Origin of the sequence: Rugamonas sp. (assembly GCF_025354735.1) — a bacterium.
GTDB lineage: Bacteria > Pseudomonadota > Gammaproteobacteria > Burkholderiales > Burkholderiaceae_D > Rugamonas.
In genome coordinates this window covers 1-11,511 of sequence record NZ_JANXMI010000256.1, presented here as the reverse complement: position 1 = coordinate 11,511, position 11,511 = coordinate 1, and the positions used below count along the sequence as shown (strand labels likewise).

At 62.9% G+C, this 11,511-nt stretch carries 12 protein-coding genes and 2 pseudogenes; 4 read left to right on the top strand and 10 right to left on the bottom strand.

Annotated features, from left to right (window positions below):
* Window positions 1–90 precede the first annotated feature (90 nt).
* Together Q0S71_RS21010 and apbC are read right to left on the bottom strand one after the other, a co-directional pair.
* Window positions 91–483 (bottom strand): DUF4399 domain-containing protein, encoded by a 393-nt coding sequence (locus Q0S71_RS21010; RefSeq protein WP_296000017.1) that lies wholly within the window; start codon window positions 481–483, stop codon window positions 91–93.
* Window positions 484–556: 73 nt separating this feature from the next.
* Window positions 557–1,645 carry an iron-sulfur cluster carrier protein ApbC gene (apbC, locus tag Q0S71_RS21005; RefSeq protein ID WP_296000015.1) on the bottom strand — a complete coding sequence of 363 codons (1,089 nt, stop codon included), beginning with the start codon at window positions 1,643–1,645 and terminating at the stop codon, window positions 557–559.
* 135 nt (window positions 1,646–1,780) lie between these two features.
* On the opposite strand from apbC, the gene metG reads away from it, so the two are divergent.
* From metG to panC, 4 genes and pseudogenes are all read left to right on the top strand, one after another.
* A complete protein-coding gene (metG, locus tag Q0S71_RS21000; RefSeq protein ID WP_296000014.1) occupies window positions 1,781–3,964 on the top strand; it encodes a methionine--tRNA ligase in 2,184 nt (727 codons plus the stop codon).
* Window positions 3,965–4,127: 163 nt separating this feature from the next.
* A complete protein-coding gene (locus Q0S71_RS20995) occupies window positions 4,128–4,337 on the top strand; it encodes a DUF3460 family protein (RefSeq protein ID WP_296000013.1) in 210 nt (69 codons plus the stop codon).
* Between the two features lie 192 nt (window positions 4,338–4,529).
* Window positions 4,530–5,342, top strand: a pseudogene (locus Q0S71_RS20990) (ScpA family protein); the annotation flags it as partial.
* Between the two features lie 59 nt (window positions 5,343–5,401).
* Window positions 5,402–6,241, top strand: a complete 840-nt coding sequence (gene panC, locus Q0S71_RS20985; protein ID WP_296000009.1) for a pantoate--beta-alanine ligase — start codon at window positions 5,402–5,404, stop codon at window positions 6,239–6,241.
* 38 nt (window positions 6,242–6,279) lie between these two features.
* On the opposite strand, the gene Q0S71_RS20980 is transcribed toward panC, so the two are convergent.
* From Q0S71_RS20980 to Q0S71_RS20945, 8 genes and pseudogenes are all read right to left on the bottom strand, one after another.
* Complete coding sequence (locus Q0S71_RS20980; RefSeq protein WP_296000006.1) at window positions 6,280–6,744, bottom strand: hypothetical protein; 465 nt, start codon at window positions 6,742–6,744, stop codon at window positions 6,280–6,282.
* Window positions 6,745–6,763: 19 nt separating this feature from the next.
* Window positions 6,764–7,066, bottom strand: a complete 303-nt coding sequence (locus tag Q0S71_RS20975) for a hypothetical protein (RefSeq protein ID WP_296000004.1) — start codon at window positions 7,064–7,066, stop codon at window positions 6,764–6,766.
* Window positions 7,067–7,148: 82 nt separating this feature from the next.
* The gene (locus Q0S71_RS20970; RefSeq protein ID WP_296000003.1) at window positions 7,149–8,366 is read right to left on the bottom strand and encodes an EAL and HDOD domain-containing protein; all 1,218 of its coding nucleotides are present in this window, start codon (window positions 8,364–8,366) and stop codon (window positions 7,149–7,151) included.
* Window positions 8,367–8,444: 78 nt separating this feature from the next.
* Window positions 8,445–9,089: a protein phosphatase CheZ gene (gene cheZ, locus Q0S71_RS20965; RefSeq protein WP_296000002.1), complete on the bottom strand. Its 645-nt coding sequence runs from the start codon at window positions 9,087–9,089 to the stop codon at window positions 8,445–8,447.
* A gap of 1 nt (window position 9,090) precedes the next feature.
* The gene (gene cheY / locus Q0S71_RS20960; protein ID WP_008450066.1) at window positions 9,091–9,480 is read right to left on the bottom strand and encodes a chemotaxis response regulator CheY; all 390 of its coding nucleotides are present in this window, start codon (window positions 9,478–9,480) and stop codon (window positions 9,091–9,093) included.
* Window positions 9,481–9,605: 125 nt separating this feature from the next.
* Window positions 9,606–10,679, bottom strand: a complete 1,074-nt coding sequence (locus Q0S71_RS20955) for a chemotaxis response regulator protein-glutamate methylesterase (protein WP_295999992.1) — start codon at window positions 10,677–10,679, stop codon at window positions 9,606–9,608.
* Between the two features lie 60 nt (window positions 10,680–10,739).
* Window positions 10,740–11,339 (bottom strand): chemoreceptor glutamine deamidase CheD, encoded by a 600-nt coding sequence (gene cheD / locus Q0S71_RS20950; RefSeq protein WP_295999991.1) that lies wholly within the window; start codon window positions 11,337–11,339, stop codon window positions 10,740–10,742.
* A gap of 9 nt (window positions 11,340–11,348) precedes the next feature.
* Window positions 11,349–11,511, bottom strand: a pseudogene (locus tag Q0S71_RS20945) (chemotaxis protein CheR); the annotation flags it as partial.

The following is an 11,511-nucleotide window of genomic DNA, read 5'->3' as shown; positions in this document are numbered from 1 at the left end:
CGGTTTCGAATGAATCTCTCGAAACCGTGGTCTGACCCCGAAGTCGCGCTGCGGGCGCGCATGCCGCTACCGCGCCCTTCCTCGCAAAAACTACTTGACCGTCACCTTGATGGTCTTGCTCATCTCCGGCCCATAGGACTGGTGCGCGCCGTTGGCGAACTGCATCGTCAGCGTGTAGGCGCCCGGCGGCAGCGTGACGTCGGTTTCGGTCTGGCCTTTGCCGAAGTGGAGATGGGTGGCGTCGAACGGCACCGATTCGCCGGCCTTGACCGGCTCCGCGTTAATCAGCAGATGATGGTGGCCGGACTTGGCCACAATTTCGCCGGCCGGCTTGACGTCCATGCCGCTGACGGCAAACTTGACCTTGAACGGGCTGCTGACGACGGCGCCGTCGGCCGGTTCCACAAACGACACCGACTGCGCGAACGCGCCCGCCGCCACGCTTGCCGAAATGAGGGTGGCCGCCACCAAGCGGCCTACCATTTGCGTCGCTGTAATCATTGTGCTGATCTCCTGGGTGAAACCGTATAAACGGTTAAAACTGTTTTAATCGTTTTCAGTCGTTCTTGATAACGATGCTGGGGAACTTGCTGGTCATGTCCTTGGCCTTCTCCGCGATCTGCACCGCGATCTTGCGCGCGATGTCCTTGTAGATCGCCGCCACCGGGCCGTCCGGCTCGGCCACCACGGTCGGCGTGCCCGAATCGGTCTGCTCGCGGATCGCCATCGTCAGCGGCAGCGCGCCGAGGAATTCAACGCCGAAGTCGGCGCACATTTTCGCGCCGCCGCCGGAGCCGAAGATTTCTTCCGCATGGCCGCAGTTGGAGCAGATGTGGGTGCTCATGTTCTCGACGATGCCGAGGATGGGAATGCCGACCTTCTCGAACATCTTCAAGCCCTTGCGCGCGTCGAGCAGCGCGATGTCCTGCGGCGTCGTCACGATCACCGCGCCCGTCACCGGCACCTTCTGCGACAGCGTCAGTTGTATGTCGCCGGTCCCCGGCGGCATGTCGACGATCAGGTAATCAAGGTCGCGCCAGTTGGTCTGCTCCAGCAGCTGCTGCAAGGCTTGCGTGACCATCGGGCCGCGCCACACCATCGGCTCGTCGGGGTCGATCATGAAGCCGATGGACGACACTTGCAGGCCGTGGTTTTCCATCGGCTCCATCGATTTGCCGTCCTTGGTCAGCGGCCGGCCGCTGATACCGAGCATCATCGGCTGCGACGGGCCGTAGATGTCGGCATCGAGCACGCCGACCGAGGCGCCTTCGGCGGCCAGCGCCAGCGCCAGGTTGACGGCGGTGGTCGACTTGCCGACGCCGCCCTTGCCCGAGGCCACGGCGATGATGTTTTTCACCGTCGGCATCAGCTTCAGGCCGCGCTGCACCGAGTGCGAAATGATCTTGCTGTAGACGTTGACGCTGACCTTGCCCGCGCCGGCCAGGACCTGCAAGGGCGCGGCCACGCTGGCGCGGATGGCGTCGAACTGGCTCTTGGCCGGGTAGCCCAGCTCGATATCGAGGGAAATGTCGGCGCCGTCGATCTGGACGTTCTTGACCGTTTTACCGGCGACGAAATCCTTTGTTGTATTCGGGTCTATAACTTTAGACAATGCCGCTTTGACGTCTTCTACCGTGATGCTCATGTAAATCTCCGTAAGTGATCCCGCAGTCTAGCGCAAAATAGACGGAAAAACAGGATTGCCCCTGCGCCCAAGGTGCGCATTGGGCCCGCCGGCTGTTAAAATACCCCTTTCCTCCCCCCACAAAGTGCATCAATCATGACCCGCAAGCTGTTCGTCACCACCGCCCTGCCCTACGCAAACGCCGCCTTCCACATTGGCCACATGATGGAATACATCCAGGCCGATATCTGGGTCCGTTTCCAGCGCATGCAGCGCGACGGCGCGGCTCTGCGCGAAGTGCACTTCGTCGGTGCCGACGACACCCACGGCACGCCGATCATGATCGCGGCCGAAAAGGAAGGCATCACGCCGCAGGAATTCGTCGCCAAGATCGCCGCCGGCCGCGCCCAGTACCTCGACGGCTTCCACATCGCCTTCGACAACTGGTACTCGACCGACTCGCCGGAAAACGTCGAACTGTCGCAGGGGATCTACCGCAAGCTGCGCGACACGGGCCTGATCGTGACCAAGGTCGTCGACCGTTTTTACGATCCGGTCAAGGGCATGTTCCTGGCCGACCGCAACATCAAGGGCGAGTGCCCGGTGTGCCACGCCAAGGACCAATACGGCGACAACTGCGAAGTGTGCGGCGCGGCCTACCAGCCGACCGAGTTGATTAATCCGTTTTCGGTGTTCACCAACGCGACGCCGATTCTGAAACCGTCGGAGCAGTATTTCTTCAAGCTGTCGGACCCGCGCTGCTACCAGTTCCTGAAGGACTGGCTGAACACGCCGGGCCGCTTGCAGCCGGAGATGGTCAACAAGGTCAGCGAGTGGCTGGGCGAAGCGGGCGAGAAGCTGGCCGACTGGGACATCTCGCGCGACGCGCCCTACTTCGGCATTCCGATTCCCGACGCGCCGGGCAAATTCTTTTACGTGTGGCTGGACGCGCCGGTCGGCTATCTGGCCAGCCTGAAAAACTACTGCGATAAAAAGGGCATGGACTTCGACGCCCTGCTGAACGATCCGGCCACCGAGCAGATCCACTTCATCGGCAAGGACATCGTCTCCTTCCACCTGCTGTTCTGGCCCGCGATGCTCAAATTCGCCGGCCACCCGGTGATCGACAAGCTGAAGGTGAACGTGCACGGTCACCTTACCGTCAACAACGAGAAGATGTCGAAGTCGCGCGGCACCGGCATCTCGCCGCTGCGCTACCTGAACCTGGGCATGAACCCGGAATGGCTGCGCTATTACATCGCCTTCAAGCTGAACTCGAAAGTGGAAGACCTGGACTTCACCGGCGACGATTTCGTGGCCCGCGTGAACAGCGATTTGATCGGCAAGTACGTCAACATCGCCAGCCGCTGCGCCGGTTTCATCGCCAAGAAATTCGACGGCAAGCTGGCGGCCACGCTGTCCGAGGGCGCGCAGGGCTGGATCAAGCGCGCGCTGACCACGGCCGATGGCACCGAGCGCCAGGCCAGCATCGCGGCCCATTTTGAGAACCGCGAATTCGGCAAGGCGCTCAAGGAAATCATGGAGATCGCCGACATCACCAACCAGTATGTCGACGAGAACAAGCCGTGGATACTGGCCAAGGACGAGAGCAAGCTCTCGGAGCTGCACGACGTCTGCACCGCCGCGCTGATCCTGTTCCGCCAGCTGACGATTTTGCTGTCGCCGGTGCTGCCGGGCGTGGCCGCCAACGTCGCCACCCTCCTCAACGACGCGCAACTGCTGTGGGCCGATACCGACGTCGCCAGCGGCGTGGTGTCGTCGGCGATGCTGGGCCGGACCATCGGCGCCTACACGCACCTGATGACGCGCGTCGACGCGAAGATGATCGAGGAGCTGTTCGATGCGCCGCCCGCCGTTGCGGGCGCCGTTGCTGGTGCCGCTGCCGCTGTCGCTGTCGCTGCGCCGGTTGCCAAGGCCGCGAAGGCCGCCAAGCCGGCGCCGGTCGCCATCACCGAAACGGGCATCGAAGAACTGGCGCCGGAAATCTCGATCGACGATTTCGTCAAGATCGACCTGCGCATCGCCAAGATCGTCAACTGCGAACACGTCGAAGGTTCGGACAAGCTGCTGCGCCTGACGCTGGACGTCGGCGAAGGCCGCATGCGCAATGTCTTCTCCGGCATCAAGGCCATGTATCAGCCGGAAGACCTGGTCGGCAAGCTGACCGTGATGGTCGCCAACCTGGCGCCGCGCAAGATGAAGTTCGGCGTCTCCGAAGGCATGGTGCTGGCCGCATCGGCCGCCGATGAGAAAGCCAAGCCGGGCATCTACATCCTCAATCCGTGGCCGGGCGCCGAGCCGGGCATGCGCATCCGCTAACGTCAACCGGGGGCGGACCCCGCTTGAGGATGGCGGCCGCAAGTCCGCGCCTCGGCGGCAGGTCTGACCCCGGTGGTGGCTGCTGCTGCTGCTGCGATAGAAGTATCGCCGCCGTCACCGTCGCTGTAAAATACAATTTGCTGACCTTCACCTGGACCGGAATATGAAACTCACTAAACAACACCAGAACTACGAATCCGATCACACCCTGTTCATCAAGGCGTTGAAGGAAAAGAATCCTGGCATGGAAGAGCGTCAGCTCGAAGGCCGCGCCCTGCTGTGGGACAAGGCGCCGATCTCGCTGTCGGAACAGGAACGCCAGCTGGAATCGGCCGTCAAGCAGCAGGCTTACGTCTACCAGAACAAGGTCTGATCCGTCAGGACGGCGAGGATGCTGCCAGATGTAGTGGACGGTTCGGCGGCTTCCGCGCCGGGTGACGAGGCGGCGGCGCTGGCAACCCTGCCTCCGCCGCCGCTCGATGCCGCCGATGCCGCAGCGATCGCCAGCAGCGCCGACATCATTGACACCATCGACACTCCGCTCGCCTTGGCCGACCTGCCGCCCGACGCCACGCCGGCGACGGTCGACGCGGCCACCGGCGCGGCGCTGGCCCGCCTCTACGGCGAACCGCTGCTGCGCATGCCGACCGATTTGTACATTCCGCCGGGCGCGCTGGAAATCTTCCTCGATGCCTTCGAGGGGCCGCTCGATCTGCTGCTCTACCTGATCCGCCGCCAGAATTTCAACATCCTCGACATCCCGATGGCGCAGCTGACGCTGCAATATCTGAAGTATGTGGACCAGATCCGCCTCGCCAACCTGGAGCTGGCGGCCGAGTACCTGCTGATGGCGGCGATGCTGATCGAGATTAAGTCGCGCATGCTGCTGCCGCAGCGGCAGGCCGACCTCGAAGCCGACGACGGCGATCCGCGCGCGGAACTGGTGCGGCGCCTGCTCGAATATGAGCAGATCAAGCTGGCCGCCTACGACTTGAACGCGATCCCGCAAGTGGACCGCGATTTCGTGCGCACCCAAATCTACATCGAGCAAAGCCTGGTGCCGAGCTGGCCGGAAGTGGCGGCCATCGATTTGCAGCAGGCCTGGCTCGATGTGCTCAAGCGCGCGAAACTGACGCAGCACCACAAGATCAGCCGCGAGGAATTGTCGGTGCGCGAGCACATGACGGGCATCCTGCGGCGCTTGCAGTCGTCGCGCTTCATCGAGTTTGCCGACCTGTTCGACATCGGCGGCGGCGTGCCGGTGGTGGTGGTGAACTTTGTCGCGCTGCTGGAGCTGGCCAAGGAAACGCTGATTGAAATTACCCAGGCCGAGCCGTTCGCACCGATTTATGTGCGCCTCGCCTATTCGCCGGCCTGAGGGCCGCGCACCGCATCGCAGGTTCCGAATTCCCTTTACGCTCATCGCGAGAACATCCCATGAAAATTATCTCTTCCATCGACGAATTGCGCGATCAACTCAGCGGCCAGCTACGCACGGCTTTCGTGCCGACCATGGGCAATCTGCATGAAGGCCATTTGTCGCTGATGCGCCTGGCGCGCAAGCACGGCGATCCGGTGGTGGCGTCGATCTTCGTCAACCGCCTTCAGTTCGGCCCGAACGAGGATTTTGAAAAATATCCGCGCACCTTCCAGGCCGACGTCGAGAAGCTGGAAAAAGAAGGCGTCTACGTGCTGTTCGCGCCGACCGAGAAAGACCTGTATCCGGAGCCGCAGGAATTCCGCGTGCGTCCGCCCGACGACCTGGGCAATACGCTGGAAGGCGAGTTCCGCCCCGGCTTCTTCAACGGCGTCACGACGGTGGTGCTCAAGCTGTTCAACTGCGTGCGCCCGCGCGTGGCCGTGTTCGGCAAGAAGGACTATCAGCAGCTGATGGTGGTGCGTAATATGGCGCGCCAGTTCGCCGTGCCGACCGAGATCATCGCCGCCGAGACCTGGCGCGCCGACGACGGCCTGGCGCTGTCGTCGCGCAATATGTATTTGTCGGAGTCGGAGCGGGCCGAGGCGCCGGCGCTGTTCCGCGGCTTGAATTTCGTCGCCGATGAAATGCGCGCCGGGCATCTGGATATCTTCGAGCTCGAGCACAAGGCGATGGCCGAACTGGCCAAGCGCGGCTGGCAGCCGGACTATATTTCCATCCGCAAGCGCATCGATTTGCAGCCGCCCAGCGCCGGCGACCTGGCGCAGGGCACGCCGCTGGTGGTGCTGGCCGCCGCCAAGCTGGGCTCGACGCGTTTGATCGATAATCTGGAAATTTAAGCCGCGCGGCGCTGCCTGATTTGCAGCAAATTCGCGGCTTATTTGCGCACGGTGGCGGGCGGCGCTGGTGCCGCAATCTGCGCGGCCGGCATCGGGGCCACCGGCCACGGCGGCAGCTGAATGATGATGGGCGCGGGCTGTTGAACCTGGGCCAGCTGTCCGCGCGGCAGCGCGACGTTCCACATCATCGCCATGCCCGTGATAAGCAGGGCTATCGTGGTGATGAAGGTCGCCGCCCACCACTTCGTCAGGTCGGTGATCCTGTCGCTCATTTCGGCCAGGCGCGTGTTCACCTCCGCCATACTTTTGGCAATCTCGGCGACAATGCTGGCGCGCAGCTCAGCCAATTTGGCCTCCATCGCGACGAAACGCGCGTCGATGGCGGCTAAGCGCACGTCGATGGCGGAGAAGCGCACGTCGATGGCGGCGAAGCGCGCATCGAGCCGCGCCTCGAAGGACTCCATTTTGACGTCTATATAATCCTTGTCCGAATTGGCGTTCATTCGAATACCTCGCAACGGTTTATTTATTGGCCGGGATGGCTGGAATCTGGATGACGATGGGGGTGGGCGTTTGCATCTGGGCCGGAGCGGCGACGGTGCGCTGGATCATCACGTTCAGCATCAGCGTCGTGCACGAAATGAAAATAACAATCGTGGCTATGAAAATGCCGACCATCCATTTCACCAGGTCGGCACGCAAGGCTTCGAGTTTGACATCCATGGCCATAAACTTGGCGTCGATGGCCGCGAATCTGGAATCGAAACGCGCGTCGATGCCCTCCATTCTGGCATCGATATAGTCTTTGTCGGAGTTCGCGTTCATCCCAGCATATTCGGCTTAGGATAGCGCATTGTCAATGCGGATTCGGACCGGGCTTGCGCTGGATTCAAGCCCGGCCGAATTATTATGCGCCGATGTTCTGGGCCCAGGCCAGCGCCTGCAGGTGCGCCTTGTTGACGTCGTACGGCGACAGGTTCAGCGACGAGGCGAGCAGCGCCACCAGGTCGGAATTGAGTTCGCAGGCTTCCGCCAGCGCCAGGTAGGGACCGTATTTGCCGCCGCGCGTGAGCAGCGCCGCGACCACGTCCTCGGACAGCGGGATCGTGTTGAGCACTTCTTCCATCGACACGCCGAGCAGGCGGTCGAGCAGCGAGAACATGCCCGCCACGAAGATGTTTTCGGCGTCGCTCTTGCTCATCGCGCTCTGCCCCAGCAGCTCGGCCAGGCGGCCGCGCACGACGGCCGTTTCCATCAGCACCGGCGAGTGGGCGCTGGTGGTGGCGGTCAGCAGCAGCAAGGTCAGCCAGCGGTTCAGCGGCGCATAGCCGAGCAGGGTCAGGGCCTGCTTTATCGACGTCACTTCGCGCCCGGCGCCGAAGCCGGCCGAGTTGATGAAGCGCAGCAGCTTGTAGGACAGCGACGTGTCGCGCTTGAGCAGCGTTTCGAGCTGGGCCACGTCGGCGTTCTGGCTGACCAGCTGCATCAGTTGCAGGATGATGGACTGGGCCGCGTTCATGCCCTTGTTGTCGTTGCCGGCGTCGGGACGGGGCGTCAGGTGCAGCTTGCCGACGAAGGCGTCCAGGCCGAGCGCGGCGCAGGCGTCGAAATCGGCCCAGGTGGCGACCGGACGGCCGACCATGCGCACGCTGGAATGCTTGAGCTTGGCGTACGTGCGGGCCTGGGCCGGCACGTCCTCAACGCCGGAAAAACTCACTTCGATATAGGAGGCGATGCTGGGCAGGCTTTTGCCCAGGCGCGACAGGTCCGCTTCGCGCAGCAGCACGCCGACGCCGCCGGCGCGCAGCGCCTGCACGGCGGCCATGGTGCCGGAGTCGGCCAGTTCGCTGGTCAGGATGGAGAGCACCGTGTGCTCGGGCGGCAGCGCGAACAGCGCGTCGGTCGACAACATGGCCGGCACCGCTTCGAGGAACAGGGTTTTATGGCGCAGCAGCCAGCCGTGTTCGTCGTCGTTGACTTGTTCGGCGACGAAGCTGACCAGCGCTTCGAGGTCGGTTTCGGTGACGACGGCGCCATTGTGCTGCTGCCACGTCAATTCGTAGCCGAGCACGTTTTGCTGCGGGTCGAGCAGCGGTTCACGGACGATGAAATTGGATTGATGCATGGTGTGTGTACTTGAGGTAAAACCGGGGCGGCGCGGCGGGCACGGGGGACGTGCCGCCGGACCGGCGCCGGCGGGCTTTTAAAAGCCGAGACTGTCGAGCAGGTCGTCGACCTGGCCCTGGTCGGCGACCACATTCTCGCCGGTGGGGTCGATTTGGGGCCCGTTCAGCAAGCCGTTGTCGATTTCTTTTTTCATTTGTTCGGGCGCGAAGTCGATCAGCATCTGCACCAGCTGCTGTTCCAGGTTTTGCGCGATCACCGTGACCTTTTTAATCACCTGCCCCGTCAAGTCCTGGAAATCCTGCGCCATCATGATGTCCATCAGATGGGCTTTGGTGGTGCTGGTGCCGCTGCCGGTCGCGGCCAGCGTGGCGATGGTCTGCTGCGCCAGCGCGCGCCATTGCGGCTCGCCGCTGCCGCCGTCGAGCAGCGCCTGCCAGGAACTGGAGAGCTCCCTGGCGTCGGCGCTGATCCGGTCCTGCAAGGGACCGGCCGCGTCGGTGGCGTTGAGCACCTTTTGCGCCGCGTCCTCGCTCAGGCGGGCCACATAGTCGAGGCGGTCGCGCGCATCGGGAATATCGGCGGCGGCCTTTTCGATCAGCTTGTCGAGCCCGAGGCCGCGCAAGCTGTCGTGCAGGGTGCGCGTCATGTGACCGATACGCGACAAAAACTCCTCGTTCGGCTCCGTCACTGCCTCGACGGCGCCGCCATGTTGCTCGCCCATGTCAGGCTCCGAGTTTTTCGAAGATTTTGTTGAGTTTTTCGTCGAGCGTGGCGGCGGTGAAGGGCTTGACCACGTAACCGTTGGCGCCGGCCTGGGCGGCGGCGATGATGTTTTCCTTCTTCGCTTCGGCCGTCACCATCAACACCGGCAGTTTGGCCAGGGCGGGATCGGCGCGTATATTCTGCAACATGGTCAGACCGTCCATGTTCGGCATATTCCAGTCGGAGACGACGAAGTCGAAGGACTCGGCGCGCAGCTTGGCCAGCGCCATGACGCCGTCTTCGGCTTCATCCACGTTGGCGTAACCCAGTTCTTTCAACAGATTCCGGACGATGCGGCGCATCGTCGAAAAATCGTCAACAACTAAAAATTTCATCTTTGGATCAGCCATGAATTACTCCGTTGATTCTCTACGCGGTGGTTAATAGTATCTACAATTGACAGCAAGTTGTAGGATAGCATTTTCGATGGGCGAAGGGCGAACAAAGTCGCCGTAAAACGTCATCGTCGACGAATTTAAACGCGCAGTGCACGCATGCCGTGCGTGGCCAGATAACCGAGCACCATGCCAGGCAGCGCCGTCAGCGCGCCGACCTCGTGGGCGCCGCCCATGGCGATGGCCTCGCGCGGCATGCCGAACACCACGCAGCTGGCCTCGTCCTGGGCGAAATTATACGCCCCCGCCGTTTTCATCTCCAGCATGCCGGCCGCGCCATCCTTGCCCATGCCCGTCAAGATCACGCCGACGGCGTTCTTGCCGGCATATTGGGCGGCCGAGCGGAACAGCACGTCGACCGAGGGCCGGTGGCGGTTCACCGGCTCGCCCTGGTCGATCTTGGTCATGTAGTTGGCGCCGCTGCGCGTCAGCGTCAGGTGCGAGTGGCCGGGGGCGATGTAGGCGTGGCCGGGCAGCACGCGCTCGTTGCCGGCCGCCTCGACGACGGAAATCTTGCACAGCGAGTCGAGGCGCTTGGCGAACGAGCGCGTGAACCCTTCGGGCATGTGCTGCGTGATGAGGATGCCGGGACAGTCGGACGGCATCTGCATCAGGAATTCGCGGATCGCCTCGGTGCCGCCGGTGGAGGCGCCGATGATGATGAGATTTTCCGACGACATCAAGGGATTGCGCAGCGCCGGCAGCTGGCCGGCGGCGGCCGGATCGCCCGGCTGCGGCAGCACGCGGGCGCGGATGCGGGCCTTGGAGGCGGCGCGGATCTTGTCGGCGATCAGCTCCGTGTATTCGCGCATGCCGCTCTGGATCGAGATCTTCGGCTTGGTGACGAAATCGACGGCGCCCAGTTCCAGCGCGCGCATGGTGATCTCGGAGCCGCGCTCGGTCAGCGACGACACCATCACCACCGGCATGGGCCGCAGGCGCATGAGCTTTTCGAGGAAATCGAGGCCGTCCATCTTCGGCATCTCGACGTCGAGCGTGAGCACGTCGGGATTGGTCTGCTTGATGAGTTCACGGGCGACCAGCGGGTCGGGCGCCACGCCCACCACTTCCATGTCGGGCTGGCTGCTGATAATTTCGGTCATGACGCTGCGGATCAGGGCGGAGTCATCGACGATCAGGACTTTGATCTTCATAGCTACTTTCCGGGCGGCTGCCCTCTTTCGTTCAGATGTACAGGTCTTCGTTATGAGCGTTCAAAACAGGTCGATGTCGCCGCCCACCGGCGCCACCTTGAGGCGGCTGGCGTAATCCTGTTCGCGCTTGACCAGGGTGTCGTTATGGGTCTGCATCAGCTTCTTGACCAGCACCTTGCCGGTGCGCGGGAAAAAGTAGACCTTGCGCGGGTGGATGTCGTTGAGGTCTTCGGCCACCACGCGGATTTTTTCCACCTTCAGGAAACTGAGCACGAAGGCGGCGTTGCGTTCGCCGACGTTGATGGCGGTGAAGCCCTTGAGCACGGCGCCGCCGCCGAACACTTTCGCTTCCAGATTTTCCCGCCGCGCGCCGGCCTTGAGCAAATCGTTGATCAGGATTTCCATCGCATACGTGCCGTAGCGCGCCGACGCCGACACCGGGCTGCCCTGGTCGCCGCCGCCGTCGGGCAGCATGAAGTGGTTCATGCCGCCCAGGCCCGTGACCCGGTCGCGGATGCAGGCCGACACGCAGGACCCGAGCACGGTCACGATCAGCATATCCTTGTTGGTGAAGTAGTACTCGCCCGGCAAGATCTTGGCGGCTTCGCAGTCGAACGTTCTATCGTAATAGACGTTGGTGGCAAATTGTTCGAGGTCCATGGCTCATCCTCACGCGCGGGGCGCGGCTTTGGCGCCAGCGCCGGCGGCGCGGGCGGCGGGATCGAGCTCGTACACCGTTTTGCCGCGCAGCTTGAGCGACTCCGACACATAGAGGTAGTTTTCCGAATGGCCGGCGAACAGCAACCCGTCGGGCTTCATCAGCGGCACGAAG